This is a genomic window from Oceanobacillus sp. GQ8 (assembly GCF_059758495.1).
In genome coordinates, this window is the sequence record NZ_JCAXEV010000001.1 from 356,773 (window position 1) to 383,286 (window position 26,514).

32 protein-coding genes and 5 tRNA genes are annotated in these 26,514 nt (G+C 37.5%); 23 read left to right on the plus strand and 14 right to left on the minus strand.

Features of this window, described 5'->3' with window-relative positions:
• Window positions 1-27 precede the first annotated feature (27 nt).
• The gene (locus AC6CHS_RS01865) at window positions 28-312 is read right to left on the minus strand and encodes a DUF2624 domain-containing protein (RefSeq protein WP_498233752.1); all 285 of its coding nucleotides are present in this window, start codon (window positions 310-312) and stop codon (window positions 28-30) included.
• A 161-nt stretch (window positions 313-473) separates the two neighbouring features.
• Between AC6CHS_RS01865 and AC6CHS_RS01870 the strand changes: the two genes are divergently transcribed.
• Entirely contained in the window at window positions 474-872 is a 399-nt protein-coding gene (locus AC6CHS_RS01870; RefSeq protein ID WP_498233753.1) for a hypothetical protein, read from the plus strand.
• Window positions 873-971: 99 nt separating this feature from the next.
• On the opposite strand, the gene yqfZ is transcribed toward AC6CHS_RS01870, so the two are convergent.
• Window positions 972-1,283, minus strand: a complete 312-nt coding sequence (gene yqfZ, locus AC6CHS_RS01875; protein ID WP_498233754.1) for a protein YqfZ — start codon at window positions 1,281-1,283, stop codon at window positions 972-974.
• A 74-nt stretch (window positions 1,284-1,357) separates the two neighbouring features.
• Between yqfZ and AC6CHS_RS01880 the strand changes: the two genes are divergently transcribed.
• From AC6CHS_RS01880 to phoU, 11 genes are all read left to right on the plus strand, one after another.
• Window positions 1,358-1,984 (plus strand): NfeD family protein, encoded by a 627-nt coding sequence (locus tag AC6CHS_RS01880; protein ID WP_036572564.1) that lies wholly within the window; start codon window positions 1,358-1,360, stop codon window positions 1,982-1,984.
• A gap of 231 nt (window positions 1,985-2,215) precedes the next feature.
• A complete protein-coding gene (locus tag AC6CHS_RS01885; RefSeq protein WP_498233755.1) occupies window positions 2,216-3,844 on the plus strand; it encodes a Na/Pi cotransporter family protein in 1,629 nt (542 codons plus the stop codon).
• Between the two features lie 312 nt (window positions 3,845-4,156).
• Window positions 4,157-4,233 (plus strand) — tRNA-Met (locus AC6CHS_RS01890).
• A 16-nt stretch (window positions 4,234-4,249) separates the two neighbouring features.
• A tRNA-His gene (locus AC6CHS_RS01895) sits at window positions 4,250-4,325 on the plus strand.
• Window positions 4,326-4,341: 16 nt separating this feature from the next.
• Window positions 4,342-4,418, plus strand: a tRNA-Ile gene (locus tag AC6CHS_RS01900).
• A gap of 9 nt (window positions 4,419-4,427) precedes the next feature.
• Window positions 4,428-4,520: transfer RNA gene (locus tag AC6CHS_RS01905), tRNA-Ser, on the plus strand.
• A 42-nt stretch (window positions 4,521-4,562) separates the two neighbouring features.
• Window positions 4,563-4,638, plus strand: a tRNA-Phe gene (locus AC6CHS_RS01910).
• 224 nt (window positions 4,639-4,862) lie between these two features.
• On the plus strand, window positions 4,863-5,474 hold the full coding sequence (locus tag AC6CHS_RS01915) for a superoxide dismutase (RefSeq protein ID WP_036572569.1): 612 nt from the start codon (window positions 4,863-4,865) through the stop codon (window positions 5,472-5,474).
• Between the two features lie 132 nt (window positions 5,475-5,606).
• Entirely contained in the window at window positions 5,607-6,878 is a 1,272-nt protein-coding gene (locus tag AC6CHS_RS01920; protein ID WP_443149016.1) for an MFS transporter, read from the plus strand.
• A 72-nt stretch (window positions 6,879-6,950) separates the two neighbouring features.
• Window positions 6,951-9,023 (plus strand): peptidoglycan D,D-transpeptidase FtsI family protein, encoded by a 2,073-nt coding sequence (locus tag AC6CHS_RS01925; RefSeq protein ID WP_498233756.1) that lies wholly within the window; start codon window positions 6,951-6,953, stop codon window positions 9,021-9,023.
• A 126-nt stretch (window positions 9,024-9,149) separates the two neighbouring features.
• Window positions 9,150-9,806 (plus strand): phosphate signaling complex protein PhoU, encoded by a 657-nt coding sequence (phoU, locus tag AC6CHS_RS01930; RefSeq protein WP_498233757.1) that lies wholly within the window; start codon window positions 9,150-9,152, stop codon window positions 9,804-9,806.
• A 33-nt stretch (window positions 9,807-9,839) separates the two neighbouring features.
• Here phoU and AC6CHS_RS01935 read toward each other — a convergent pair whose 3' ends face one another.
• On the minus strand, window positions 9,840-10,418 hold the full coding sequence (locus AC6CHS_RS01935) for a hypothetical protein (RefSeq protein ID WP_498233758.1): 579 nt from the start codon (window positions 10,416-10,418) through the stop codon (window positions 9,840-9,842).
• A 39-nt stretch (window positions 10,419-10,457) separates the two neighbouring features.
• On the minus strand, window positions 10,458-10,673 hold the full coding sequence (locus tag AC6CHS_RS01940; RefSeq protein ID WP_036572581.1) for a hypothetical protein: 216 nt from the start codon (window positions 10,671-10,673) through the stop codon (window positions 10,458-10,460).
• Window positions 10,674-11,095: 422 nt separating this feature from the next.
• On the opposite strand from AC6CHS_RS01940, the gene rpmG reads away from it, so the two are divergent.
• From rpmG to AC6CHS_RS01965, 5 genes are all read left to right on the plus strand, one after another.
• Window positions 11,096-11,245, plus strand: a complete 150-nt coding sequence (gene rpmG, locus AC6CHS_RS01945; protein WP_011066322.1) for a 50S ribosomal protein L33 — start codon at window positions 11,096-11,098, stop codon at window positions 11,243-11,245.
• A 64-nt stretch (window positions 11,246-11,309) separates the two neighbouring features.
• Entirely contained in the window at window positions 11,310-11,864 is a 555-nt protein-coding gene (locus AC6CHS_RS01950; protein WP_498233759.1) for a 5-formyltetrahydrofolate cyclo-ligase, read from the plus strand.
• An 84-nt stretch (window positions 11,865-11,948) separates the two neighbouring features.
• On the plus strand, window positions 11,949-12,146 hold the full coding sequence (yqgO, locus tag AC6CHS_RS01955) for a protein YqgO (RefSeq protein WP_498233760.1): 198 nt from the start codon (window positions 11,949-11,951) through the stop codon (window positions 12,144-12,146).
• Between the two features lie 277 nt (window positions 12,147-12,423).
• The gene (locus AC6CHS_RS01960) at window positions 12,424-13,965 is read left to right on the plus strand and encodes a rhomboid family intramembrane serine protease (RefSeq protein ID WP_498233761.1); all 1,542 of its coding nucleotides are present in this window, start codon (window positions 12,424-12,426) and stop codon (window positions 13,963-13,965) included.
• A 90-nt stretch (window positions 13,966-14,055) separates the two neighbouring features.
• Window positions 14,056-14,550: a GNAT family N-acetyltransferase gene (locus tag AC6CHS_RS01965; RefSeq protein ID WP_498233762.1), complete on the plus strand. Its 495-nt coding sequence runs from the start codon at window positions 14,056-14,058 to the stop codon at window positions 14,548-14,550.
• Window positions 14,551-14,689: 139 nt separating this feature from the next.
• On the opposite strand, the gene AC6CHS_RS01970 is transcribed toward AC6CHS_RS01965, so the two are convergent.
• The gene (locus AC6CHS_RS01970) at window positions 14,690-15,556 is read right to left on the minus strand and encodes a hypothetical protein (protein ID WP_498233763.1); all 867 of its coding nucleotides are present in this window, start codon (window positions 15,554-15,556) and stop codon (window positions 14,690-14,692) included.
• A 141-nt stretch (window positions 15,557-15,697) separates the two neighbouring features.
• Here AC6CHS_RS01970 and AC6CHS_RS01975 point away from each other — a divergent pair, with 141 nt between their 5' ends.
• The 4 genes from AC6CHS_RS01975 to AC6CHS_RS01990 all read left to right on the plus strand — a co-directional run bounded on the left by AC6CHS_RS01975 (window position 15,698) and on the right by AC6CHS_RS01990 (window position 20,661).
• On the plus strand, window positions 15,698-17,152 hold the full coding sequence (locus tag AC6CHS_RS01975) for a spore germination protein (protein ID WP_498234540.1): 1,455 nt from the start codon (window positions 15,698-15,700) through the stop codon (window positions 17,150-17,152).
• Window positions 17,153-17,306: 154 nt separating this feature from the next.
• Window positions 17,307-17,519: a YqgQ family protein gene (locus tag AC6CHS_RS01980; RefSeq protein WP_498233764.1), complete on the plus strand. Its 213-nt coding sequence runs from the start codon at window positions 17,307-17,309 to the stop codon at window positions 17,517-17,519.
• 1 nt (window position 17,520) lies between these two features.
• Window positions 17,521-18,501: an ROK family glucokinase gene (locus tag AC6CHS_RS01985; RefSeq protein WP_498233765.1), complete on the plus strand. Its 981-nt coding sequence runs from the start codon at window positions 17,521-17,523 to the stop codon at window positions 18,499-18,501.
• A gap of 243 nt (window positions 18,502-18,744) precedes the next feature.
• Window positions 18,745-20,661, plus strand: coding sequence for an LTA synthase family protein (locus AC6CHS_RS01990; RefSeq protein ID WP_498233766.1), 1,917 nt, complete (start codon window positions 18,745-18,747; stop codon window positions 20,659-20,661).
• A 136-nt stretch (window positions 20,662-20,797) separates the two neighbouring features.
• Here the strand turns inward: AC6CHS_RS01990 and AC6CHS_RS01995 are convergent, their stop codons facing one another.
• Window positions 20,798-20,974: a DUF2759 family protein gene (locus AC6CHS_RS01995; protein WP_081779330.1), complete on the minus strand. Its 177-nt coding sequence runs from the start codon at window positions 20,972-20,974 to the stop codon at window positions 20,798-20,800.
• Window positions 20,975-21,108: 134 nt separating this feature from the next.
• Here AC6CHS_RS01995 and AC6CHS_RS02000 point away from each other — a divergent pair, with 134 nt between their 5' ends.
• A complete protein-coding gene (locus tag AC6CHS_RS02000; protein ID WP_498233767.1) occupies window positions 21,109-21,768 on the plus strand; it encodes an MBL fold metallo-hydrolase in 660 nt (219 codons plus the stop codon).
• 44 nt (window positions 21,769-21,812) lie between these two features.
• Here AC6CHS_RS02000 and AC6CHS_RS02005 read toward each other — a convergent pair whose 3' ends face one another.
• From AC6CHS_RS02005 to comGA, 8 genes are all read right to left on the minus strand, one after another.
• Entirely contained in the window at window positions 21,813-22,055 is a 243-nt protein-coding gene (locus AC6CHS_RS02005; protein ID WP_106896928.1) for a DUF2626 domain-containing protein, read from the minus strand.
• Window positions 22,056-22,252: 197 nt separating this feature from the next.
• A complete protein-coding gene (locus tag AC6CHS_RS02010) occupies window positions 22,253-22,636 on the minus strand; it encodes a hypothetical protein (protein WP_498233768.1) in 384 nt (127 codons plus the stop codon).
• On the minus strand, window positions 22,602-22,997 hold the full coding sequence (locus AC6CHS_RS02015) for a competence type IV pilus minor pilin ComGF (protein ID WP_498233769.1): 396 nt from the start codon (window positions 22,995-22,997) through the stop codon (window positions 22,602-22,604). Before AC6CHS_RS02015 ends, AC6CHS_RS02010 begins: the two co-directional genes overlap by 35 nt.
• Before the next feature lie 10 nt (window positions 22,998-23,007).
• Window positions 23,008-23,358, minus strand: a complete 351-nt coding sequence (locus AC6CHS_RS02020; RefSeq protein ID WP_498233770.1) for a type II secretion system protein — start codon at window positions 23,356-23,358, stop codon at window positions 23,008-23,010.
• A complete protein-coding gene (comGD, locus tag AC6CHS_RS02025; protein WP_498233771.1) occupies window positions 23,345-23,764 on the minus strand; it encodes a competence type IV pilus minor pilin ComGD in 420 nt (139 codons plus the stop codon). Before comGD ends, AC6CHS_RS02020 begins: the two co-directional genes overlap by 14 nt.
• 9 nt (window positions 23,765-23,773) lie before the next feature.
• Window positions 23,774-24,082: a competence type IV pilus major pilin ComGC gene (gene comGC, locus AC6CHS_RS02030; RefSeq protein WP_498233772.1), complete on the minus strand. Its 309-nt coding sequence runs from the start codon at window positions 24,080-24,082 to the stop codon at window positions 23,774-23,776.
• A gap of 12 nt (window positions 24,083-24,094) precedes the next feature.
• The gene (locus AC6CHS_RS02035) at window positions 24,095-25,138 is read right to left on the minus strand and encodes a type II secretion system F family protein (RefSeq protein ID WP_498233773.1); all 1,044 of its coding nucleotides are present in this window, start codon (window positions 25,136-25,138) and stop codon (window positions 24,095-24,097) included.
• Window positions 25,089-26,120, minus strand: a complete 1,032-nt coding sequence (comGA, locus tag AC6CHS_RS02040; RefSeq protein WP_498234542.1) for a competence type IV pilus ATPase ComGA — start codon at window positions 26,118-26,120, stop codon at window positions 25,089-25,091. The genes AC6CHS_RS02035 and comGA overlap by 50 nt, the downstream gene beginning before the upstream one ends.
• Before the next feature lie 138 nt (window positions 26,121-26,258).
• On the opposite strand from comGA, the gene AC6CHS_RS02045 reads away from it, so the two are divergent.
• Window positions 26,259-26,432: a YqzE family protein gene (locus AC6CHS_RS02045; protein WP_498233774.1), complete on the plus strand. Its 174-nt coding sequence runs from the start codon at window positions 26,259-26,261 to the stop codon at window positions 26,430-26,432.
• Window positions 26,433-26,514: the final 82 nt, after the last annotated feature.

Genomic DNA, 26,514 nt, shown 5'->3' on the forward strand with positions numbered 1-26,514 from the left:
ACGCTTATAGCAGCTTCCTGCCTTTTTTTATTCGAATAAATGTTCAAGGCCATATGAAGTAATAAGCTCAGTAAAAAGCTTGTGTGCCTTTTGGGCTGTGGAAACATCCGTTCTCTCAGCTAATTCTTGGACCATTGTATTGCGACCTTTCTCCGTAAAGGGGTCTACGTTATGTGATTTTAAGTACTGAGCTATAGAATTAGCTTGTTCTCTTGTGATCGTGAAACCATATTGCTTTGCGTATTTTAATAATTCTTCGGGTGAGAGTTGCTTTAATTTAGAAGTTATCATTTGCTTAATGAAAAAAGACATATTGTTCCTCCTTTAGTTTTTATTTCACTTCATAGCTTATGCTCTGATTGCAGAAATCGTTAACAAAAAGAAATGCACTCCAAAAAATACCATAGGTAATTCAGTTAAATATCCATAGACTAAGACTGCACCTCAAGTAAATAAAGGAGGTTTCCTTTAATATGGATGAGTTCAAATCTTATCAAGATAAGAACCAAGTTGAGCAAGCGCCAAATCATGGTGAAAACCGTAAGAATGAAGATTATGTTGGAGTAGAACCAGATAGCACCAGAGACGAAGAGTACGCTGCTGAATTAACCGCAGATGACTATAATGCCTCTTTAATTGAAGATGCTAATACAACCTCTGAGACGGAATCTGATGTGAATTACACATATGGATGGATTGCAATTGCGCTCTCAGTTATTTCATTTTTTGTATGGCCTGTTATTATGGGGGCTGCGGGTATTATTTTCGGTTTTGTCTCAAGGAGCAAAGGTGCAGACACGTTGGGCAATATAGCAATAGCTGCAGGAACTATTTCAATCGCCATTACGTTATTTATACTGCCATTTATTTAAATAACTGTATGGTAAAAAGGGCTGAGGGTATCAGCCCTTTTTTTCTTGTCATAGAATCTTTGCGGATACACTGTATTAATATCTATATATGTTTTGTACTCATTCATAAACAGGAAAATAATAGTAACGGTCTACTTGTAGGTGAAATGGATCAGCATCCGCATTAAGTACTTGAAAATCAGTTACAAAATTATCGACACTTATTTCGGTTAAAGTAGGGTTAATTTTCTCAATTATAGAAAGAACTGTTTCACCCTGCTGTACTTTTAATTGTTTCGCGGTATAATTTGTTGTATTAGACTCGTTATTTTCTGGAGTCATAGGTAAACTTCCTTTTGTTAAATCTGTATAGACAGCTGCAATGAGGAATACACATATTAGAAAAAGTGTGCATCTTTTTAAAAATGACATACATTTTGCCCCCTTTTATTGAAACTAAACCATTGTGTTAAACGTATCATTAGATGTAGGGAGGAGGATTTCTCTTGGATATATTAAATTTAGAATGGATTGCACTTGTTATTACTGGTTTTGGTACTTTGTTTCTAATTGGTGAGGTACTCGTTAATATGCGTGGTTTTTTTGCTCTATTGGGAATTGGATTTATTACAGTATATTTTGGTGCTTATGTTGAGACAGGTTCTGTTATTCTTATGCTTATTATCTACTTTATAGGATTATTACTTATCATCATTGATGGTAAACTCCTGAACGATGGTACGCTTGCCACCATTGGACTTGCAGCTATGCTAACAGCAGTGGCTTTACCAGCACCTAATTTGACAGCCGGTCTTTATGCTGTATTAGGCGTGTTGCTAGGGACCGGTGCGTCATTTCTATTTTTGAAAGTATTTAAACGAAGGGATATGTGGAATAAGTTAACACTAAAGGATCAGCTTTCAACGGAAGCAGGCTATAATTCAATAAATGAAACTTATGCCACACTTGTTGATCAGGAAGGCGTAACACTGACTGATTTAAGGCCTGTAGGGACAATTAGGGTTAACAATAAGGACTATAGTGCGGTGTCAAATGGGCAATGGATAACAAAAGGAACTTCAATACGAGTAGCGATGGTTGATGGAACAAAAATTTTAGTTGAAAAACAATAATAGTTAATATTAGAATCTTTTATGAACCAATCGGTTTGTAAAAGATTTTTTATTTGCCCATTGATTGCATTTTAACAACAGGAGTAGGGAACTAAATAAAAGGGAAGCGATAAACGGTTTGTAAATTTAATGTTAAATTTGTACGCAAAACCTTTACAAAGTATTTATATTTATTAATAATAGTCTAAGTGTGCGACAAATTTCTACATGAATGAAGGGTGGTAAAAGGGATTGGAATTAGATCTGCAAACACTGTTATTTGAATTTATCGGAGGATTAGGGATCTTTCTTCTTGGTATAAAATACATGGGAGAAGGACTTCAAAAATCGGCAGGAGATCGGTTAAGAAACATTCTTGATAAATTTACAAGCAATCCTTTTATGGGAGTTTTAGCTGGAATTATTGTAACTATCCTGATTCAAAGTAGTTCAGGTACAACCGTTTTGACGGTTGGTCTAGTAAATGCAGGTTTTATGACATTCAGACAAGCAATTGGTGTAATAATGGGAGCGAACATCGGGACAACCGTAACCGCGTTTATTATTGGGATTGACCTTGGGGAATATGCGCTGCCAATTATTGCAGTGGGCTGTTTCTTACTGTTTTTCTTTAAAAACACACTGGTTAACGCCATTGGACAAACTATATTTGGTTTTGGTGCCTTATTCTTTGGCTTGGAGCTAATGAGCAGTGGTATGTCACCATTAAGAGAACTGGAATCCTTTCAACAGTTGACTTTAAATATGAGTGATAGTCCAATACTAGGAGTGGTGATTGGAACAGTATTTACCTTAATTGTGCAAAGTTCAAGTGCCACTATTGGAATTCTGCAAGGTCTATTTTCAGAAGGTGCCATTGAACTTAAAGCCGCTATACCTGTACTTTTTGGGGACAACCTTGGTACAACGATAACCGCAGTTCTTGCGTCTATCGGTGCATCGGTAGCAGCAAAGCGTGCTGCCTACACGCATGTTATTTTTAATCTGGTCGGTGCAACTATATTTATTGTTTTTCTTGGAGTTTTCACCCAGGTAATTACTTACCTGCAAGGACAATTTGACTTGAATGCTGAAATGACAATAGCATTCGCCCATGGTACTTTTAACGTAACAAATACGATTATCCAATTTCCATTTATCGGTGCATTAGCATGGCTTGTAACAAAAATAATTCCTGGAGAAGATACGATAGTTGAATATAAACCAAAGCATCTAGACCCTATTTTTATTCAGCAATCTTCTACACTGGCTTTGGACCAAGCAAAAGCCGAAGTTATCCGGATGGGGGAATATGCGTATCAAGGATTGGAAGAGACAAATCTCTATTTAAACAACCATTCCCAAAAGCATTCAGATATGGCTATGCAGGTAGAGGGTGCTCTAAATAACCTCGACCGCAAGATTACCGAGTATTTAGTAAGTATTTCTGCAGGCTCTCTAACAGAGCTAGAGAGTAGCAAGCATACTGCCCTCATGGACTCTGTACGCGATATTGAACGGATTGGGGACCATTTTGAAAACATTATCGAGCTTATTGACTATAAGATTTCAAATAAAGTACATCTTACTGATAAAGCGAATGAAGATCTTAACGAAATGTTTGAGCTGACAATTGCTACAGTGAAGCAGGCTATTCGTTCACTTGAAAAAACAGATCGTGAAGAAGCTCTGGCAGTTGTACAAAAAGAAGATGAAATTGATAAGATGGAGCGGAAGTTTAGGAAAAAACATATCATTCGAATGAACGAAGGGTTATGCAGTGGTTCTGCAGGGATCGTTTTCGTAGATATTATCAGCAATCTCGAACGAATAGGGGATCATGCCGTTAATATTGCGGAAGAAGTGTTAGGAGAAGAGTAAGGATGAAAAGAAGGGTCTGTTAAGGCTCTTCTTTTCTATTTTAGATGGTATTAAAAATTGTTTAATGTTCAAAATAAAATAAAAATAATTTTATTATTGAAATCGAGTTAGGAAAGTGATATATTATATATTGTCGTTTCCGAGGACAAACTACATAGATTGTAAAAAGAAAAAAATCTTTTTAAAAAAATGATTGACAGTTTTTGTCGAACGTGGTAAATTATATCTTGTCGCCGAAACAATGCGTAACAAAAAAGACACGGTAATCAGGTTACAATGTATCCTACCAGTCACTACTAACAAGATAAACATGGCGGTGTAGCTCAGCTGGCGAGAGCGTACGGTTCATACCCGTGAGGTCGGGGGTTCGATCCCCTCCGCCGCCACCAATTTCATAATTTTATGGCGGTCGTGGCGAAGTGGTTAACGCACCGGATTGTGGCTCCGGCATTCGTGGGTTCAATCCCCACCGGTCGCCCCATAAATATAAAAGCAAAGGACCCTTAGCTCAGTTGGTTAGAGCTATCGGCTCATAACCGATCGGTCGCAGGTTCGAGTCCTGCAGGGTCCACCATAAAAACTCGGAGGTATACCCAAGTCTGGCTGAAGGGATCGGTCTTGAAAACCGACAGGCGGGTCAAACCGCGCGGGGGTTCGAATCCCTCTACCTCCTCCATACATACTTAAACAAAAACAATTTAATAATATTTTTCATAATGGCTCGGTAGCTCAGTCGGTAGAGCAAGGGACTGAAAATCCCTGTGTCGGCGGTTCGATTCCGTCCCGAGCCACCATTTTAAAATGATGTACAGGCGAAGGCCTGTTTTTTTGTGTTTTCAAAAGTTTTCTACATAGAAGCTACGTAAATTTTGAGTAGAACTAGGGGATTTTTTTTGGAAGGCTATATTTGATACGCATGCATATTAGTTGCAACTGTATGCGTGCTTTGATACTCTTTCCATAAAGGGTGGATACATTCCTTTTAATAAACATATTTATTAGAGGAGGAACATTAATTATGGCAAAATTTGAATTACCAGAACTACCATACGCATACGACGCGTTAGAACCAACTATCGACAAAGAGACAATGAACATTCACCACACGAAGCATCATAACACTTATGTTACGAAGCTTAACGGAGCATTAGAAGGGCATGCAGATCTTCAAAATAAATCATTAGAAGACCTTTTAAGCAATTTAGATGCGGTACCAGAAAGCGCACGCACTGCCGTTCGCAATAATGGTGGCGGACATGCAAACCATACTTTATTCTGGAACGTCTTATCACCAAATGGTGGCGGCGAGCCATCAGGTGAGCTTGCAGACAAACTAAACAGTAAGTTTGGCAGTTTTGATAAATTCAAGGAAGAATTTGAAAATGCTGCAACAACTCGCTTTGGATCCGGCTGGGCATGGCTAGTTCTTAACAATGGAGAGCTTGAAGTAACAAGCACACCAAATCAGGATACACCTCTAATGGATGGAAAAACTCCTCTATTAGGTCTTGATGTTTGGGAGCATGCTTATTACTTGAAATATCAAAACAAACGCCCTGATTATGTATCTGCATTCTGGAATGTAGTTAACTGGGATCAAGTAAATAAAAACTACAATGAAGCAAAATAAAAATAGTCTTTAATTCAAAGAGCGCAAGGCTTAGAGCCCTGTGCTCTTTTTATATGGATTAGTAAAAAGCATACTGCATATCTCCATTACTTCTGTTCAAACTAAGAAAGGATTCATGAAGGAGTATGATTCATGCGGAAGGCTATACAATTTTACCAAGAGAAATTAGATATAAATAAAGATCTACTTTTTTTGCTTGTTATTGGCGGATTGTATTCTCTGGGAATATTCTTGTCCAATACTTTTGTAAACATATATTTGTGGAAGCAGTCGGGTGATTATATTACGATTGCCATCTACAACCTGGCCATATACCTATTTCAACCCGCTACATTTATTTTAGCGGGGAAATTAGCTAAAAAAGTGGATAGGGTGGTCGTCCTCCGGCTTGGAGTAATCTTTCTGTCCATATTTTTTCTAAGTGTTCTTCTTATTGGAGAACAAGCTTCAAAGTACAATTTTTTATTAGGGAGCCTACTAGGGATTGGTTATGGCTTCTACTGGCTTGCTTTTAATGTACTTACATTCGAAATTACGGAACCTGAAACACGTGACTTTTTTAATGGCTTCCTAGGGGTGCTTCAGTCCTTTGGTGGTATGATTGGCCCGTTGTTGGCTGGGATAATTATTGCTCGTATGGAAGCAAACATTGGGTACACGACCATCTTTACAATTTCCTTTATCCTGTTTATTTTGGCGGTCGCTTGTAGCTTTTTTCTTAATAGGCGAAGAGCTGAAGGAAGCTTTCATTTTAGAAGAATCTTACAGGAGCGCCACCATAATAAGAATTGGCGAAGGATCTTACATGCGCACACTTTTCAGGGACTGCGTGAGGGTATTTTTGCCTTTATTATTTCTATATGGGTTTTCTTGATAACCCAAAGTGAATTTTCACTTGGTATGTTTAACTTAGTCTTATCAGGGCTTTCTTTTGTGTTTTATTTCATCGCAACAAAGTTTATTAAAAATAAACTGCGCAAAAAAGCGATTTTACTTGGTGGACTAATTCTCTTTTTCTCCACCTTTATTATCCTGTTTAATTTAGGTTACGTCCAATTAATCATATATGCTGTTTTTATTGGAATTGCTTACCCGATTATTAACGTTCCATACGTCTCCATGACGTATGATGTGATTGGTAAGGCTTGGAAAGCCAAGGAGATGCGCGTAGAGTACATTGTTGTAAGAGAACTATTCGTAAATTTAGGGAGAGTTGCTTCTATTGTCCTCTTCTTGGGAGCAGTCATGCTGTTCCCAGCAAAGCAAGTGATACCAGTCTTGCTTATAATTCTTGGGAGCGGACACTTGATCATTTACTTTTTTGTTAAGAATATTTACCTCGGAACAAAGCAAAAGAAAGAGGTCTTAATAAAAGATCAAATAACAGATGAAAAAAACCGATAAATCCACTTAGATTATACTATCAGACGTGTTATAATAAAAATATATGACTATTTTTATTATGGGGGAGAAGCAATGGGTAATAAGAAAAGAAAGAAAAAAGCACAACTTCCCTTTCGGATTAACATATTGTTTTTTGTTGTGTTTCTTATGTTTTCCGTACTGATTATGCAGCTTGGTGTTGTGCAAATACTTAATGGGGAAGCATTTCAGGAGGAAATTGACAGAACGATTCAAGACACCACAAAAATACCAGTACCGCGTGGGAAGATTTATGACGCTAATCACAACGTGGTGGTCGATAATAAACCACTTTATTCCATTACCTATACTCCAGCAAAGGGGACACAGGCTGAAGATAGGCTAAAGGTCGCCAAAAAACTTGCAACATTCATTTCAATGGATAGTGAAGATTATCTAGACGGGATTACGGAAAGAAACATACAGGAATATATATATTTACAAGACATAGAAAAAGCAGAAGATCGCGTAACTGCGGAAGAGCGAAAAGAGCTTAGTAATTCTGATTTTTATAAGCTTGTTTTAGAGCGTATTCCAGAGGAAGACATAGATCAAGATAAATTTTCGAAGCAAGAGTTAGAAGTCATAGCAATAAAAAAAGAGTTAGACAAAGCTTATTCTTTAACACCACAAATTGTTAAAAATGAAGATGTTACTGCAAAAGAATATGCTCAAGTTGCAGAACATCTTGGTGAACTACCGGGTGTTAATGCAACAACTGATTGGGACAGAGAATATCCATACAAGGACACTTTCAAAGGCTTACTCGGTTCCATTACTTCACAAGAACAGGGTATTCCAGCTGAAAGTGAAGCCTATTACATGACAAGAGGGTATAGCAGAAATGACCGTGTCGGCAAGAGTGGTCTGGAAGAATATTATGAAGAATCTCTTCGTGGCAGAAAAGAACAGATTCAATATACGACAACCAAGTCTGGACGAGTAATCGATTCTAAAACGATTGTAGAAGGGGAACGAGGAAAAGATCTCGTGCTCACGGTCGATATGGAGTTCCAAAAAGAAGTGGACAAAATTGTTCGTGAGGAGCTAAAAGCTGCCAAGAGTAAGCATCCTTATGCGAATAGATTTATGGAAGATGCCATCGCAGTTGTTATGAACCCAAAAACAGGAGAAATTTTGGCCGCTAGTGGGCAAGCATATAATAAGAAGACAAAGGAATACTCGAATGCAGAGCTTCGGACTTTGTATAATGCAAATTTACCTGGATCTACAGTAAAAGGAGCAACGGTACTAGCGGGATTACAATCAGGTGTCATAACTCCTGGACAGACTTTCAATGACAAACCAATTAATATTGCGGGGAGAATAAAGGGTTCGTATAGTCGATTGGGACCTGTTGATGACCTTAGAGCTTTGCAGAAGTCTTCCAACGTTTATATGTTCTATATTGCTTTAAAAATGGGTGGAGAGAATAGGTATCCTTTTCCTGACGGCAGTACGGCATCGTTTGATTCAGCTGCATGGCAGCAGATGCGGAACTACTTCCGACAGTTTGGGTTAGGGGTAAAGACGGGAATCGACTATCCATATGAAAGTGTTGGCGTTGTCGGAGATTCAAATAATAATCCAGGTTTACTAATGGACTATGCTATAGGACAATATGATTCTTACACAGCAATGCAATTGGCGCAGTATGTCTCAACTATAGCAAACGACGGTTACCGTGTACGTCCACATTTTCTAAAAGAGATCCGGGAGCCTGGAACTTCTGACGAACAATTAGGCTCAGTATATCGCAATGCGAATACGGAAGTACTAAATAAAATTGAAATGGATGAATCCTATATTAAAAGAGTACAACAAGGCTTCCGACTTGTGGCTACGGTTGGGACAGCCAGCGAACTTGCAAATAAAGATTACATGCCAGCAGCCAAAACAGGGACTGCAGAAAATTTTGCGATAGATGAGAATGGTAATCTGGTTGATACAGAGAACCTTTCACTAGTTGGCTATGCACCATATGATGACCCGGAAGTAGCGTTTGCTGTTATTGCACCAAACACAGGGAAAATTAAAGATCAACATCCTATCCAGCATAATATGGCTTCACGCATTCTTGATGCATATTTTGATATGCAAGATGATAGTGAGGAAGAAGAGAACTAAGTAGAAAACAGCTCTCCTGCGGAGGAGGGCTGTTTTTTTGTTTACGAAAATTTTACAAAGAGTAAATAATAGCTTAATACTTACCTGTTACCCTTATAGTATGTTAGAGAGAATAGGGGGGATTCCATGGCGACTCGTGGACAGTTTCACCATGAGCTGGAAGAAATAAATAATGATATCGTCCGGTTAGCAGATGCAGCCGAGGAAGCATTAGTGAATGCAATTAACGCATTATTTAACAAAGACACAGAGCAAGCTAAGGCAATTATTGAACAGGATTATAATATTGACAAGCTGGAGATTGATATTAATGATAAAACCATTTTACTTATTGCCAAGCAACAACCGGTAGCAACAGACTTGAGAAGGCTCATTATTGCTTTAAGGATTGTAACAGATTTGGAACGTATGGCAGATAACGCAAAAAATATTGCCAATGCTACGATCTATTTAGGTGAATATAATGAGGTTGTATTACCAGAAGGATTAAAGAAGATGCATGAAATTGCTAAAGACATGCTTCACACGGCTTTAAAAGCCTTTAGAGAAGAAGATATAACACTTGCAAGTAGTCTATCTGCGATGGATGATAAAGTGGACCGATTGTACAAATTAATTATCAGTGAATTGCTTGGTGAAACAGCTACAAATCCTGACAAAATTCAATATGTTATGCAAGTCTCATTTTGCGCTAGATATTTGGAGCGCTATGCGGACCATATAACGAACATCGGGGAAAGTATTTTGTTCCTAGTTAAAGGTGAAAATTATAATTTAAATTAAAAGCAGTATGGCAGTTAAAATCTGCCATACTACTTATTTTGTAATTGCCTCAGCTACTTCATAATGGCTCATGCCAGTGGTAAGTTCATATTCACCAATTTGTACCTTCAAGTGATAATCATTATCTATCAGGTATTCATTAAAGTCTCCTGCATCATCAATAATATCGTTATTTTCTAATACAGAGCTGATATCAGAAGAGGCCATTCCTTCTTTTATCTTTAACGTGTAGGGAGTTTTTTCCTTTTCTTCTTCCTTTTCTGCTTTTTCGTTATCATTTTCATCAGAGTTTTCTTCTTTGGCTTTCTCAGTTGCTTCGTCTTCCTGATCTTTCGAAGCGTCCTCTTCTTTATTGGAAAATTCCTGTTCGGAATTTTCTTCTTTAGAATCAGTTTCAGCGGAAGCTGTTTTACTTTCATCTCCAACCGAAGCAGCAATATATTCTTCTTTATTTAAGACATAGTAGCCTTTTTGTTCAACAAGGTCGATTAGGTCCTCTGCAGCTAAATCCTCTACTTTCTCTCCACCGGTACCAAAAAAGAATATCCCGCCAAGTAGCAGTATACCTGCAGTAAATAACCCTATAGCAAACGATCGTACACTTTGTTTCATTGGTTTCTCCTTTTCAAATACAGATTGTTACCTTTTGGATCAATTGCTTTTAGTTAAGTCTTCTGGGTAGTTTTCAGTAAGTAATTCTTCTTCCAAAATCTTAATCTTCTTCTTCATTTGATATGTATCTTGCATTGTTGAAATAGAAAATTGCTCGAGCTGGCTTTCCAAATCTTCCAAACGGTCATTCATAAAGAAAGACAGAACGAATAACACAATAGCAACCACAAGAATAGCAATGACTGCGAATAACATTTTTCAACCTCCTTATTATCAGCAAATGCTTAATTTGAGTCATTTCGCTTTTATTCTACATTACTAGTTATATCATATAAACAAGCACTAGACCATAGTAAATATATAGTTTTCAAAACGAAAACCGAATAAACAATGCTTGGTGGAATCATAGATTGAGCTAAATAATTACCCACTTATAATCTATCATAAAGGCTTTCTAAAATAATAAATTTAATTGAAACGAATAATTATAATGAGAAATATGTTTTACCTAAATAAAGAATTGATGTGGCAGTAACCCGTGAAAGAGAATTATAGGGAGATAAAATAATTTTTTTGTTACTTCTTGATAGTTTGGCGAAATTCTGCTATTATTATTAAGTCTGAAATGAATGCTGAGCTGCCTATAAGCAAGTTTCTTATAGTTTGGAGGGAAAATTATGCGCGTAAACATTACATTAGCTTGTACTGAAACAGGTGATCGTAACTATATTTCAACAAAAAACAAACGTACGAACCCTGAACGTATCGAGCTTAAGAAATATAGTCCACGTCTTAAAAAACACACTTTACATCGCGAGACTAAATAGTTTTAAACGAAACTCCTGTCATTGATGACAGGGGTTTTATTTATATTTTAGGGAGCTGATTGTTTTGATAAAAGCAGAATTGCGTGCAAGCTCGATAGAATTTTTAAAAGGGGTTAGTAAGGAAGACAGATACATAACAGAAAAAAAACTTAAGGATCAATTGGTTTCCAGTTCTATTTGGGAGCAAGCAACTACAATTGGGTTAACCGTCTCCCAAGCAATGGAGTGGGATACCAAGCCAATTATTGAAGAAGCTTGGAAGGCTGGAAAAACGGTGTGCGTTCCAAAATGCTCGCCAAAGGAAAAGATGCTTACCTTTTATAAGTTAGAGTCATTTAATCAATTAGAGGTAGTTTACTATAATTTGCTTGAGCCAAATCCAACTGTGACACAACCAGTGGCTAAAATGGAAATTCAGCTATTATTAGTCCCAGGTCTCGTTTTTGACAAACGGGGTTATCGAATTGGTTTTGGTGGAGGATATTATGATCGTTATCTTGCCGATTATCCAAATGTAACAGCTTCACTCATGCATTCTGAGCAACTTGTTGATCAAGTACCAGCAGAGTCATTTGATATTCCAGTTCAACATATCATAACAGCAGAGAAATCTTGGTAGAGAGCAAATAAGCTAGATGTATAAATAATGATGAACCACCTCAAACTAAGTTCACCATCTAAAGAAAGAGAAGGTGAAAAGTGTATGCGAGTTACGACAATTGTTTTAGGAATATTAGGTATTATAGGTGTTGTGTATAAATGGCGATACAGAATCGTTAATACATTACTGGCAATTAGTTTTTTACGACGTCTTGCTGTTACCTTATCCATGAATATGCCAACTATTCGATCGAAAATATTACCTGGTTTGTTTGGAAAACAACAATCGAATGAGATGTAAAAAAGAAGCTGCCATGGCAGCTTCTTTTTTGTAATTTACCCACAAGAAATCACTAGCATGAAGAGACCTTTATCAGGATAAGTATATAAAGTGAAACTTCAATCAGGGGGGTTTTTGTTCTTCCCCCACTGATTGTTAGTTGAACGAATCGGGGTGTTAGTGTCCGTGTACTCCCACTTAAACATCCCGTTGTCACTTCATGTTTTAAAGTGGGAGTCTTACGGACGGTTGCACCGGGGTAAAAGTTTGGTATGATGGAAAGGCAGGAGGGGAGACCATGTACTTAGATGAACAATTTTCAATGTATCAACTGGCGCATCACTTCGTAACGAAACACCAGTTCGAGGTACTATATATAAATAATAAAGATGAAGAAATTTGGCTAGAGCAAAATGTGAAACGAAACTCCAATGTGATTAGACTTATACATAAGGGATTCGACTGGAAAAATCATTTACGCAATGATATCGCGATTACATTTCAACGATGTAAAGCATTGAGTAAAGTCATCACTGGAAAATTTGTTACAATACATAATGTTTATTTTTCATCACACCCACCAGTTGATGACTGGGAATTTCTAAAAAATCCTATGCAATTAAAAGAGAAAAATGCCACGAAAATGAATGTCTATTATATTACTACTGATGGAAACAGCAAAGAAGAAAAATCACGACTATTCCGTTCCCTTGAAGTGGACCCACCGTTAGAGGGAGGTTCCAATGAAGAGAAGGAAACTGCTGTTTTAATTTATAAAAAGGCATTACAGGACGCACTTTTTGCAAAGAAAAAAGAAGTAGATAATTTATTTTTTTATGGTAAACCATTCTTAACGTATTTGTTGTTAGCTATAAATATTATTTTATTTATTTGGTTGGAAGTACGAGGTGGCAGTGAAGATATTCACAATCTTATTGAATCTGGGGCAAAATACAACCCGGCAATTATTGAAGGAGAATGGTGGAGAATAATAAGCTCGATGTTTTTACATATCGGGGTTTTGCATTTAATGATGAATATGCTGGCTGTTTATTACCTAGGTTCCACCGTAGAAAGAATTTACGGATCAGCAAGATTTTTATTCATCTACTTCCTAGCTGGTATTGGAGGGGGACTTGCAAGCTTTGCCTTTTCCTATAATATTTCTGCCGGTGCTTCAGGTGCATTATTTGGTTTATTTGGCGCCTTATTGTTTTTCGGAGTGATATATAAGAAAATCTTTTTTCAAACAATGGGGCGTGGCGTCTTAATCATTCTAGCTATTAATATTGTTTTTGGATTCCTAGTGCCTCAAGTTGATTATAGTGCACATTTAGGTGGACTTGCTGCAGGGTTTATTGTTTCTGCCATTATCCATTTGCCACAAAAGAAAAAGATTGCACTCCAACTTAGCGCATTGGTAATCTATTTCTTACTGTTAAGTGGGCTGGTAGCTTTTGGTATCCAGCATAACGAAACTAGCCAAGAATATTATTTAATGCAAATTGAGGAACTTTTACAGCAGGAAAAGTATCAGGAAGTTGTAGAGGTTGCCACTGAGGGGCTGGCAAAAGAGGGAGAATTGGAGGCGAATCTGCTTTTTCAACGGTCGTATGCTTATATACAATTAGATCGATCAGAAGAGGCGGAGACAGACCTTGAAAAAACAATAGTAATTGACAATAGCTTGTCAGAAGCTCACTATAACTTGGCCGTGCTTTATGCGAATAAGGGAGATTTGACAAAGGCGAGAGAAGCGATTGAACGTGCTAGTCAACTTAACCCTAAAGATGAAAATATTAAAAGTTTATATGATCAATTAATGGAACAAAGTCCTTAAAAAGTATCTATTGCTTTTTTCAACTAAGCTAGCAGTCAATAAGAGAATGAGGCATTCACTTAGAAAAAATTTGAGATGGGGGTAAATCTGTTGCAAATCGTAGAAATAAAAGATATAGCTGCCTATCAGGAAGAATTGGCAACTTTGTTTCAAGAAGTAGTAGCTGAAGGTGCTGCACTTAATTATTTATATCCCATGCATTACGAAACAGCCATTCATTACTGGAAAAATGTTGTATCCGAGCAGGTTCAATTATTTATTTGTCTCCTTGATGGTAAGGTAGTAGGTACAATTCAGTTACACCTCGCAAATAAGGAGAATGGACTGCACCGAGCCGAAATTGCCAAGTTAATGACACATCCAGAAGCACGTAGGAAGGGGGTAGCGAGAAAACTCCTTCAGTTTGCCGAACAAGCAGCCAAGCAAGAAAAGAGAACGCTTCTATTATTGGATACAGCCAAGGGATCCTCAGCTAACATGCTTTATCAATCAGAGGGGTATGAGCTATACGGACAAGTGCCAGCTTATTCGCAGGATGCCTTCGGTAATTACAAAGATAATAATTTTTATTATAAGAAATTATAATAAAGTGAAACTTTCATTTACTGGAGTTTCCCTCAGGTTTTTGAAGTAGGGGATAACCGGAAGCTAAGACGATATAAATATTATTTCCTAATGAAGAAACATATGGGAATAAACTAAAAAAGTGCTCATTAGCACTTTTTTAGTTTTCAGTAAGACTATACTTTTGTATAAGCTGATTTTTTCTCCCATTTAGCTCAAAAAGTACAAGTAAATGATCTTGATCTTTACTAAAAAGAATAATGGGGATGTAGCTAGTAGGTTTTTTGTTGTTTTTCGTTGTGGCAGGTACAATATAATTCTTATAGAGCCCCTCCCATAACTGCCCCATGATTTTGTCTGTTTCCTGCTGTGTTAAAGATGGTAGTGGTTCTGTTTGATAAGTAGCCAGGCTCGTCAAAGGGACGGATAGATAGTTGCGACTATCTATATCAAAATGAGTAAATAGCTGATTCCAATGGTATAAAAGCTGCTGACGAGTGGTTTTTTCCAAGAGGTTTTTCCACTCCACCTCATAATTATTCTGTGGTTTTTTAAACGATTCTAAAGCAGTTGTAGGAGAGTCAATGACATATAGTTGATCTGCAGTTATTTGTTGCATACTATGAATGGATTTATCTTGTTTATGAATCTCACCGTGATGAAACGTAATAGCTTGAAATAAGCTGCTGTCTTCATGGAATAACCGTTCTTTCATAATAATACTGTCTGTATTTTGCTTCCATTTACTTCTTACCCCTCGTAGTCTCCCATTATCAAATAATAGAGAAGCGTCTTGTCTAAGGTAGGTTGGAGCTTCGCTGACTGAAGTTGCTGACCAAATAATTTCATATGAATCATTCCCATTTTCCGAAAACAGCGATATATCTGTTTGTACTTTCTCAAAACGTTGATTCTCTGTTATAGGAAAATAGGTTATGGCAGGCAACGTATGAATGTTTATTACATAAATGATGACAGCAGCACTTATTGAAACAATAATGATTGAAAGAAATCCCCATTTATTCATCAACTATTCACCCTCTAGAGTAGCTTGTCTAATCCATTGTATGAATTTTGGAAAGAAGATATGTTAGATGTATAGAAAACAACCCAGCTTGTCAAACTAGCATTATGAAGGAAAGAGTTGGGTGAGGATATGTCAGAAGAAATGAACAAAGAAAAAGTTATGTACACCAGCTATGATAAAAATGTAGAATATTTATCAAAAAGACTTGGTGTCGATAAAAGCTTTGATATTATACAACTGGATTTAGAGTATGCTGGAAGAAGAATGGCATTGTTTTTAATAGATGGATTTGCAAAGGATGACATTCTCCACCTTTTGATGAAGTTACTTGCAAAGTTGGAGCCCGAAGATATTGAACCTGATCCATTAGCCAAATTACTTAAAACGTATATTCCCTACGTAGAGATAGAACAGGTGGATGACCTTAACCTGGCTACTAAGCAAATACTTGCTGGTCCTTCCGCATTGGTCGTAGAAGGTATCAATAAAGTAATCATGATCGATGCCAGAACATATCCCGCAAGAACCCCTGCCGAGCCAGATTTAGAAAGAGTAGTACGAGGGTCCAGGGATGGATATGTGGAAACACTTGTATTCAACACGGCTTTAACAAGAAGAAGAGTACGTGATAGAACGCTAAGAATGGAATATACCCAGGTTGGGCGCCGTTCTTTGACAGATGTTTGTATTTGTTATATTGAAGATATTGCAGACATGGAAAGAGTCGAACATTTGAAAGGCGTATTAGATAAAATTGATACAGACGGACTGCCGATGGCCGAAAAAACGATCGAAGAATTTCTTAGTGGGCGTTATTGGAACCCATATCCGACAGTTCGATACACAGAAAGACCTGACACAGCTGCATCTCACCTTTATGAGGGACATGTATTGCTTATCATCGATGGCTCACCAAGTGTCATGATTACACCCGCAACGTATTGGCATCACCTGCAACACGCGGAAGAATACCGGCAGAAGCCATTAGTGGGTGCCTATTTACGTCTGATAAGGTTCATTGCTGTATTCGCTTCGATTTTTATTCTTCCACTATACTATTTATTTTCTGTAAATCCTGAACTGCTGCCAACTGGATTAGAGTTCATTGGTCCAAACCAAATGGGTGTTGTGCCTATAATTGCCCAGTTTATAATTGCAGAAATAGGAATTGATGTCTTGCGCATGGCTGCCATTCATACGCCATCTTCTTTAGCCACTGCTCTTGGACTAGTGGCAGCCATTCTAATTGGACAAATCTCTGTGGAAGTTGGATGGTTCTCTAATGAAGTTGTTTTATACTTGGCCGTAGCTGCTATAGGAACATACGCAACACCGAGTTATGAAATGAGTTTAGCTAATCGGCTCGTACGTATCTTTTTATTAATCTGCACTTCTTTGTTTGGTGTAATGGGATATGTAACTGGAATTACACTTTGGATTCTTTATCTTGCCAGAATGCAGTCGTTTCATATACCTTATTTTTGGCCGTTCCTGCCTTTTTCCTATCGTCCATTTCGGGACATTTTTGTACGGACACCCATCCCATTAAAAAACAGAAGACCACTCTTTTTAAACCCGCAGGACCCTGACCGTTAACAGGTTACCTGCGGTTTTTTTATGCATAAAGAATCGTGTTATGTCGATATCGCACCAGGACAAGGCGTATGTAGTCTCCCACACCAAATCCCATCGCTTTTATTGTAGTTCCTATTATAAAAGAAGTTTGCTATAATTAAATTTGGTGATTTTTATGAAAACAATTTATGATGTTCAACAACTTCTTAAACGATATGGAACGTTTGTATATACGGGGGATCGTTTGGGAGATTTGGAATTGATGGACATGGAGCTAACTGAATTGCATAAATGGGATTTTATTAGTGTAGAAGACTATACAATGGCCAAGTTACTTTTGCGAAGCGAAATATCTAAAGTAGAAAAAGAGAGAAGGGGGAACACTTAACATGACTCAGAGCGAATGGATTGTTGGTGTTGATGTTGGAGGAACGAGTGTAAAGATTGGCATTATTTCAGCAGCGGGTGATATTTATAAGAAATGGGAAATTAAAACAGATAAATCAGATGGTGGGCAGCATATTATGGAGGATGTCTGGAACTCCGTCCAACAGAAGCTATCTGAATTGAATATCTCATCAGATAATATATTAGGTATTGGTTTAGGCGCACCTGGGTTTATTGACGGAGATACTGGCTATATATACGAAGCAGTTAATATTGGCTGGAAGGAGTATGATTTACCAGGTCATTTAAAACAACTTTCAGGACTTCCAGTTTTTGTAGAGAACGATGCAAATGTCGCTGTGCTAGGCGAGAATTGGAGGGGAGCAGGTCGTCAGGAGAAAAATGTAATTGCCATTACACTTGGAACTGGTGTAGGTGGAGGCATTATTGCGAACGGTGATATTGTAAACGGTGCAAACGGGATGGCTGGTGAAATTGGACATATGACGATTGAAACAGCTGGAAGACCTTGTAACTGTGGAAGAACAGGTTGTCTTGAAACAATAGCTTCAGCCACGGGGATTGTAAGACAGGGGATGGAGTTAATTGAAGCGGGGAATAGGGAAAGTAAACTAAAGGAACATTTTGGAAATCACGGTGTCTTAACTGCTAAAGATATTTTCCACTATGCGGCATTAGGGGATGAAGAAGCTACTTCCATTGTTCACTATACTGCCGATGTACTTGGTTTAGTTATTGCTAATATGGGTGCACTCCTTAACCCGTCCAAAGTATTAATTGGCGGTGGCGTGTCTAAAGCTGGAGATCAATTACTTGATGCGATTAAGGCATCTTTTGAAAAATATGCCCTTGAAAGGGTAAGTTCCATTTGCGATATGAGAGTTGCAGAGCTGGGAAATGATGCGGGCATCATAGGGGCGGCATTCCTAGTAAAGCAAAAAGTTCTTCATGTTTCTTTCTAGTTTTTCTACCTTTTCCTGTAGATTATTGTAATCCACCAAAATTTTTTATGTTGCTTTGAAACTTTTATTATATTCAATACGTCTTATACTTATATGTGCTTTACAGAAATCATACATGAATTTATCCTTGCGTTTATAATATAAATGCAGGGGAATTGATAAATAGTGATAGGAATATGTTAGCTATGTACATATATGTTATTTTGACAATGTGTTGTAAGGGAAAAGCAGGAGGAAACAAAGATGAATTTTAATCAAAAGAAAATGCCTTTTTTTATCATTGCTACTATATTATTTGGGGTAAAAACATACATCGTTTACCGTTTTATATTTAATATCGACCTTGAAAATATAATGCAAGAGTTAATCCTATTTATAAATCCATTTGTTTCAACCTTTTTGTTATTTGCAATTAGCGTCTGGTTCAGCAAAAAATCAAGACAAATGAAGTTTCTACGGTATACAGCATTACTTGCTTCCCTAGTAGTATTTGCTAATATTGTGTTTTATCGATCGTTTGCTGATTTTATCACCATTCCCCAGTTATTACAGGGAAGTAATGCTGCTGACCTAGGGAAAAGTATCTTATCCTTGATGAAACCGTATGACGTTTTATTGTTTATCGACGTAGCAGTAATATGGTATTTAAGCAAAAGACGAGCAGATAGTTTCATTATAGATTTTTCAAGGAGAGGGAAAGTATTTGCTTTAGCAATGTCTCTTGTACTAATTGCCGGAAACTTTTTTTTGGCAGAGATGGAGCGCCCACAGCTTTTCACGCGTGCATTTGACCGCGAATATCTTGTGAAGAATATAGGGCTATTTAACTACCATATATACGACATTGCGATTAATACAAAAGCAACTACACAGAAAGTTTTTGCGGATGGCAATGAAATTCCTGAAATTAAGAAGTATGTAGAGAATAACGTTAAGGCTGATCAAAAATCAGAGATGTTCGGGGTTGCGGAAGATAAAAACGTTATCTTTATCAATGCCGAGTCTTTACAAAGTTTTGTGATCAATAATGAAGTAAATGGGGAAGAAATTACGCCATTCTTTAATAGCTTAACAGAAGATGAAGACACGTATTACTTTGAAAATTTCTATCATCAGACAGAGCAGGGGAAAACTTCTGATTCTGAATTTTTGGTTGAAAACTCCCTGTATCCTTTGTCTCGGGGGGCTGTTTTCTTTACACATGGACAGAATGAATACAACGCAATGCCCGAAATCCTAGGTCAAGAAGGTTACACTTCGAATGTTTTCCATGCGAATAATAAAAGTTTCTGGAATAGAGACCAGATGTACGAAAGCCTAGGTATTGATGCGTTTTATGGGAAAGAGGCTTATGAGGTAACAGACGATAATTCTGTAGGTTGGGGATTAAAAGATAAACCTTTTTTCGAACAATCTATTGATCATATTAAGACATTAAAGGAACCTTATTACTCTAAATTTATAACGTTGACAAATCACTTTCCGTTTGAATTAACGGATGAAGATAAGTCTATAGATGCTTATGATTCTAACTCAGCTACTCTAAATAATTTCTTTCCTACAGTCCGTTATATGGATGAATCCATTGAGCAATTTTTTGAACAGTTAAAGGCTGCAGGATTATATGAAGATTCGATTATCGTCATTATGGGAGATCATTATGGGATAAGCGCCAATCATAATAAAGCGATGAGTCAGTATCTCGATAAAGAGGAAATTACTCCTTTTGATCACGTACAGCTTCAGCGGGTGCCTTTCTTTGTTCACATTCCTGGTCATGGGAAAGGGGAAGTACGTTCTGAGGTATCAGGGCAGATTGATGTCAAACCGACTCTGCTAAGCTTGCTGGGGATTGAAAATGAAGATGATATATATTTTGGAAATGATTTGTTCTCAAATGAACGAAAAGATTATATTGCCTTAAGAAATGGCGATTTTATAAATGAAGATTTCGTTTTCACAAGCGGTATTTGCTATGATCGCCAAACAGGTGAGCCAGTAGAAGAGGAAAGTGAAGCCTCTCTAGATGTTTCAATTGATGAAGAGGTAACTACTTGTACTCCTATAGCGGATAAAGTAGATCAGGAACTTGCTTATTCAGATGACATGATTTATGGAGATCTGTTTCGGTTTATTGAACTTGATGATAAAGAAAAATAACAATAAAACGGAGGTGACCAAGGACTGCTGAGCAGTCACAAGGAAACCTCCGTTTTTTAATAGGTTGATCTGATAAAATAAAAAAAGCCCGAATTAGTTAAATAACCGTACGGACTTTTTGTTGTTCACCCTTATTTTAATTCATTCCCGAGATCTCAGTGATAAGCGTTGCTATAGAGAAAAATCCAAATGCAACAGCAGCAATTGCAGAAAATGCTAGAGCGAAGAAGTTTTTGTATTTAAGCTGACGAATAACAGATACAACTGCAAGTAATGCAACCAATAATAATAATATTGCCAAAACGATATGCATCTTAGTTAACCCCCTTGTTCAGTTCATAAAATTGATAGTGACTACCGTTTATATTATTATGTAACTAACCCAATATATTATTTATTTTATAGTATTTCGTATCATTTGTCGAGAAATACATGGACTAAAAATGAATGAATTGGCGACAAGCAGTTGGAGGGATTGAGATGGAAGTAAAAGCGTTATCATTAGGGCCTATAGGAACAAATTGTTATATCATACATAAAGAAGGAAAAGCATTGATTATTGATCCCGGAGGAAATCCAGAAAAAGTAATAGCACTTATGGAAGACCTTATGCTGACTCCGAAAGCTATTTTATTAACACATGCTCATTTTGACCATATAGGAGCAGTCCAAGAATTAAGAGGAATGTATCAAATTGAAGTTTACTTACACTCTGAGGAAAGCAATTGGCTACAGGATGCTTCATTAAATGGTTCGCTAGGTCTTATGGGACAAGAAATAACCACTTATGAGGCAGATCACGAGCTCCGAGAAGGCGATATAGAGATGTATGGCTTTAAGTTTGAGATAAGACATACACCAGGACACTCACCAGGGAGTGTAAGCTTTGTTTTCCCTGATCAGTCTATAGTAATTAGTGGAGATGTACTATTCAAACAAGGGATAGGAAGAACGGATCTCACTGGCGGGGACATAAATGTGCTAGAAAAAAGCATCCGAAACAAGTTATATAACTTGAATGATGGCTATACGGTCTTTCCAGGTCACGGTCCTGAAACCACTATTGGGTTTGAAAAGCACCAAAATCCCTTTTTCCCTGACCATTAAAAAACAGGGCATCGGTCAAAATAGTTGACTGGATGCCCTGTTTTTTAATGTCCGAAGCCTGGTACTAGTATAAACTCCGAGTACCATGTAAAGCCGATAAAAAATACCGTACAATAAGCCCCGAATAAATACATATACATACGCTCAGATAATTTCAAATAACTTACTGTAAGGAAAAATGCCGTTTGAACCAGGAAAAGAAGAGCTGCTCCTTGCATATCACCGATAAATAACATAACGGTGAATATGCCAGTCCAAAAGGCAAGCACGCGAAACATACGATCCATGCTTCCCCCTCCTTCTAGGTAACCTTTTCATTGTTATTATAAACGACCTTCTGCTACTTGTAAACGAATCTTGCTAAACAAAAGAAAGATTTGCAAAATAGAGGGAAATTTAGACGTAAACGATTGCATCTGCCTATCGTTAATCCTTCCTTTATTTAGTATAACCAACTCATAAAAGATTATGATTGTGGAACTATCTAATCCAATAGTCCGCTTACCAAAAGTGGGCTTTCGATATTTTTTACTGCATTTCCTTCCGTCGTAATGGTAAAGGCTAATAAACAGGTAGCTTCATTAATTCGCTCTACAACAATAAATACCTCTCCATGTGGAAAAAGATAGGAAGCTTGACTTGTTACATTTCCGGTAGCTTTAATCTCTTCAATTAGTAGTTGCCTAGAGGATTGAAAAAGTGTTTCTATTTTAGTTTGCTCCATTTGCATATCAGTCATATGAAGTTCATTACGATAACCTGCAGTTCCGTGAAAAAGCAAAAGGAAAATGATCGAGAGGACTACCAGCACATAGGGAAGAAAAAATCCTCTTTCATTCGTCATCGTACCATATGATCGTCTTTTCAAATGTTTCACCATCCTCCATCGTAACGAATATGGAAAATCCGTAAGTAGCTTGTTCAAAGCGAAGATTTGCTATATTTCTTAAATAAATCTCATGTCCCGTCCCGTTTACCCTGCGACGAATCAAGTTACCATATTCCTCAAGCGTCGTATTCGCTCCACCGACAAGGTTGAGTTCTAATATCTTACCAGCATCTTTTAGCTTAAAGCTTGTTGCATTTTTTACATCGTCTTGTAAGAAGGTAAAGAATTGTTGGACAGAAAGCTCCTGCTCGTGAAGTGGTATGTCGGCAGCTTTCAGAAGGGAAGTGAGAAAAGGGAGGCTTAAGGCGAGGAAGCTGATTGCTAACAATGATTGGATCATAGTGAATCCACTACTTCTTTTTAGGAACACCATATAAACAGATTGTTTCTCTTTTTTCTTTAACATTCGTCCATTCGACACATCCTTTTATCAAATCACGTTCTAGCGTAAAATGGTATACGGCTTTCATTCCGTTTTCTTGAAAGGTTGTATGGTTAGATTGGGGGAGAGGACGCCCAGGTGACCATAGAAAGGACTGTAGCTCATCAAGTAATTCTTGGTTCATATATCGTCTGTCTTTAAGGGTCTCGCTTTCAAGTCTTAGTAACTGAAGTAAGGGAATCACTGTAATAACAACACCTAATAGGATTGATACTGTGATAAGCACTTCAATTAAGGTAAAACCTTTATTGTTTCTCAAGATAAAATCTTCCCTTCCCAAACGGAAACACCATCCTATAGCTGTTTAGCGATGAGATCAGATAAAGTGTTCTTGGATTTTTTATATTCCCATTATAATTGAAGTTGATATTTCGATCTGTTCGTGTATCAATAGTCAGCCCTTTAGGATAGGTTCGATTCTTATCTGGTCGTCCGTCTACTGTAATGCGATAGCTGTTTTCATTAAAAGTTATCCGATTCATCCCACTTGATAGGGTGGAACGTTGCTGGATATATAAAACGTCAGACGCTAAGGTTTTAAAAAAAAGTTTTTCTTCCTGTTCTTTTAATACATCAAATTGTAGGGGGAAAGCGAGTAAAACCAAGGTCGAAAGTATACCTAACACCATAAGCATCTCAATTAGTGTAAAGCCGTCCTCGTTCATATTAATGTCCTACAAACTAGGCGCTGTTACTTGGCCATCTGCATATCCTAAGGAAAGGTTATTACTGCAAGTTGTTTGTTCTGATGTTATATAATCTTCTTCTACCAGGATAGCAAGTGTAGCAGGATATTCTCGTTCGGTTAAATAGTAAGCATCTACCTGAGCCTGGACTACTGCTACTAGTGCTTCACAGCCTGTTGAGTTCACTTCTTCGCTCTTCCCGCTAAGGCTAGGTATAAAGAGCAATATTAATACTGAAATAATCATTAACACGATTAGCATCTCAATTAGTGTAAAACCGCGCTCGTTTTTTAACATGATAAGTCTCCTTTATATCGTTTTAATTAGTTCGTACATTGGCCACATGATTGTTATATAAATAAAAATAATGAAGCCTGCTAGTACTAGGAAAAATACTGGCTGGATATATGTCACAAGTCTAAGGGCTCTCCGCTTCATTTCTTCTGTTAATACTTCTGTAAACATATCAAGGTCTTGCGTTAAGTGCACTGAACTTGTGTCTTGATTAAATAATAAAGATAGTTTGTTATCAAAAAGCGGTAAAGAATCTAGTAAGGAAGACATCGTATAGCCTTTTGATAGTTCTTCTTTTAAGTGAGATGCATAGAAGGAAATGACACGCTGTTTCTTTAACCCTGACATTTGGTGAACTATGTCATAATAAGAAATGCCAGTTTTTAGAAGAGAACTGAAATGTGCTGCAAAGAGTAGGGAGGTGTGGGTCTTAATATAGCTGCGACATAGGGGAAGGGATTGATAAATTTTGATAAGCGTATTTGTGGTTACTTTCCTCGTGTAAATTGGCCAAAGGAAAACAATGAACAATCCAATGAATGCAATTATGACAAGGAGATAAACTACATAATCCACTAGGAGCATAAAGAGAACAAGGGTGGAGGAGGCGGAGGTTGATTGGAACAGACTCGAAAAGGAAGGAAGTACGAGCTGTTTCATGAGAAATAACAGAATGCAAAAGATGAATAGAAGAAGTAGAGGATATCTAGTTATTTGTTTGATTTTATTAAAATAGAATATGCGGTCACTGAATGTGTCTGCTGCCTTACTTATGCTTTCCTCTAAATTCCCCGTCGTTCTGCTCAGATAGAGGTGGCTGACTATATGAGGGTGGAATGCTGCCAATTCAAACGCTTCATCAATTGTTTTCCCAGCTGTTAATGCCTGAGTTATTGTGTCAGCTAACTTTACAAACCTATCTTCCCACTTGGTCCGCTCCAATGCAGGCATGAGAGGGTACCCTATTGATAATAGCCGATGCAATCTGGTTAAAAATGCCAATTGCATCTCATGAGTGGGTTTGTAATTCTTTATAAACGCTTTCGGAAATAAATCCATAAGCAAGAGCCTTCTTTCTTAAATGGTCGAAGGAATGAAGTCGTTCTACCATATTACAGCTTCTATTAAGAATCGACTCTTCCAACTGTTTTCCTTCAAGTAATTCCATAATAGCACCGCGTCGCTTGGTTGTTCCGTCGATCTGTAAAGGGAGTAGCTCGAGTGAAGCTACGGCCAGCAAGGATTGCTCCAAGTCACTTTTTTTTAATCCCATTTCCAGCAATCTATGAATGGTCCCTGTGGTATTTTTGGCATGAAGCGTACTGAAAACTAAATGCCCTGTTAGAGACGCGTCAAATGCAAATTTAGCCGTGAAGGAATCACGTATCTCACCAACCATTATAATATCTGGATCATGCCTTAAAGCTGCTTTAAGTCCTGCTTGATAAGTAACTCCAGCCTTTTCATTTACCTGAACCTGAAGCATATTATCCATTTTTCTTTCGATTGGATCCTCTAAAGTGATGGTTTGGTAGGATTTTTCTTGAAGAATTGTCTGAAGTAATGCATAAAGAGTGGTCGTCTTTCCACTTCCTGTCGGGCCTGTTAATAGAATGATACCAGAACGGCTAGATACCCACCTTTTCAATTTTTGTAGTTGGTAAGAAAAGAGAAAAAGCTGATCAAGTCTCAATAGATTTTGCTCTGGAAGTAGTCGTATTGCTAAGCTTTCATGTTCTTTTACAGGGAGGGTGGAGAGCCGAAGGGAAATTAATTTATCTATTGCTTGGTGGGTAAGTGTACCGTTTTGTGGTTTTCTAATCTCGCCAATGTCCATACCTGAAGCAAATTTGTAATAAGAGAGTAAGGAACGATAAGTGGAAGTGGGAAGCGAAGTGTGATACATGCGTTTGCCATGAATTCGAAAATAGACATCTGTACCTGTTTCAAAAGGATAGAAGTGAATGTCTGTGGCTAATTGACGGAATGCTTCGTTGAAGAGCTTTTTGGATAGTGCGGTGGCGTGGTTCAAAGGACTCACCTCCTGCATATTATTGCACCATACCGACTAGATTCGACATTATTAGCGAGATTCCTTCTTTTAATTAAAATTTTTTTAGCATAAATCGAGAAGGGTTTGGACAAGCTAATCAAAACAAGATCTTTAAGGATGATAAGCATGTCTGGTAACGACTATCTCAAATTTATGACAGAACAGGTTGTAGCCTATTTGGATTTGCCACAAGAGGAACGAAAAAAAAGGAAGAAACAAGAAAAGGTCCCTCGGCCAGTATACAGCTCACGCTGGCTTGGTGTACTGCCTTTTGCAATCAAAACCTTTCTGCGTAAATAATTAAAGTAAAAATATATAACACCGTTATAATTTATCGCCACCAGAAAAGTTGTCATTCCTTGTCTGGTGGCTTTTCGTTGCA

Excerpts from the sequence above, each read along its gene's own strand:
- AC6CHS_RS02035 (WP_498233773.1), bottom strand. The coding sequence starts at position 25,138 with ATGGATTTATTTCCGAAAGCGTTTATAAAGAATTACAAACCCACTCAT.
- comGD (WP_498233771.1), bottom strand. The coding sequence starts at position 23,764 with ATGAACGAGGACGGCTTTACACTAATTGAGATGCTTATGGTGTTAGGT.
- AC6CHS_RS01975 (WP_498234540.1), top strand. The coding sequence starts at position 15,698 with ATGAACAAAGAAAAAGTTATGTACACCAGCTATGATAAAAATGTAGAA.
- AC6CHS_RS02045 (WP_498233774.1), top strand. The coding sequence starts at position 26,259 with ATGTCTGGTAACGACTATCTCAAATTTATGACAGAACAGGTTGTAGCC.
- AC6CHS_RS01940 (WP_036572581.1), bottom strand. The coding sequence starts at position 10,673 with ATGTTATTCGCAGTCATTGCTATTCTTGTGGTTGCTATTGTGTTATTC.
- AC6CHS_RS01915 (WP_036572569.1), top strand. The coding sequence starts at position 4,863 with ATGGCAAAATTTGAATTACCAGAACTACCATACGCATACGACGCGTTA.
- AC6CHS_RS01970 (WP_498233763.1), bottom strand. The coding sequence starts at position 15,556 with ATGAATAAATGGGGATTTCTTTCAATCATTATTGTTTCAATAAGTGCT.
- AC6CHS_RS01980 (WP_498233764.1), top strand. The coding sequence starts at position 17,307 with ATGAAAACAATTTATGATGTTCAACAACTTCTTAAACGATATGGAACG.
- AC6CHS_RS01865 (WP_498233752.1), bottom strand. The coding sequence starts at position 312 with ATGTCTTTTTTCATTAAGCAAATGATAACTTCTAAATTAAAGCAACTC.
- AC6CHS_RS02005 (WP_106896928.1), bottom strand. The coding sequence starts at position 22,055 with ATGGATCGTATGTTTCGCGTGCTTGCCTTTTGGACTGGCATATTCACC.
- AC6CHS_RS01920 (WP_443149016.1), top strand. The coding sequence starts at position 5,607 with ATGCGGAAGGCTATACAATTTTACCAAGAGAAATTAGATATAAATAAA.
- AC6CHS_RS02000 (WP_498233767.1), top strand. The coding sequence starts at position 21,109 with ATGAATTGGCGACAAGCAGTTGGAGGGATTGAGATGGAAGTAAAAGCG.
- AC6CHS_RS01935 (WP_498233758.1), bottom strand. The coding sequence starts at position 10,418 with ATGAAACAAAGTGTACGATCGTTTGCTATAGGGTTATTTACTGCAGGT.
- AC6CHS_RS01990 (WP_498233766.1), top strand. The coding sequence starts at position 18,745 with ATGAATTTTAATCAAAAGAAAATGCCTTTTTTTATCATTGCTACTATA.
- AC6CHS_RS01995 (WP_081779330.1), bottom strand. The coding sequence starts at position 20,974 with ATGCATATCGTTTTGGCAATATTATTATTATTGGTTGCATTACTTGCA.
- yqfZ (WP_498233754.1), bottom strand. The coding sequence starts at position 1,283 with ATGTCATTTTTAAAAAGATGCACACTTTTTCTAATATGTGTATTCCTC.
- AC6CHS_RS01925 (WP_498233756.1), top strand. The coding sequence starts at position 6,951 with ATGGGTAATAAGAAAAGAAAGAAAAAAGCACAACTTCCCTTTCGGATT.
- phoU (WP_498233757.1), top strand. The coding sequence starts at position 9,150 with ATGGCGACTCGTGGACAGTTTCACCATGAGCTGGAAGAAATAAATAAT.
- AC6CHS_RS01870 (WP_498233753.1), top strand. The coding sequence starts at position 474 with ATGGATGAGTTCAAATCTTATCAAGATAAGAACCAAGTTGAGCAAGCG.
- yqgO (WP_498233760.1), top strand. The coding sequence starts at position 11,949 with ATGCGAGTTACGACAATTGTTTTAGGAATATTAGGTATTATAGGTGTT.
- AC6CHS_RS02015 (WP_498233769.1), bottom strand. The coding sequence starts at position 22,997 with ATGATCCAATCATTGTTAGCAATCAGCTTCCTCGCCTTAAGCCTCCCT.
- comGC (WP_498233772.1), bottom strand. The coding sequence starts at position 24,082 with ATGTTAAAAAACGAGCGCGGTTTTACACTAATTGAGATGCTAATCGTG.
- rpmG (WP_011066322.1), top strand. The coding sequence starts at position 11,096 with ATGCGCGTAAACATTACATTAGCTTGTACTGAAACAGGTGATCGTAAC.
- AC6CHS_RS01960 (WP_498233761.1), top strand. The coding sequence starts at position 12,424 with ATGTACTTAGATGAACAATTTTCAATGTATCAACTGGCGCATCACTTC.
- AC6CHS_RS01985 (WP_498233765.1), top strand. The coding sequence starts at position 17,521 with ATGACTCAGAGCGAATGGATTGTTGGTGTTGATGTTGGAGGAACGAGT.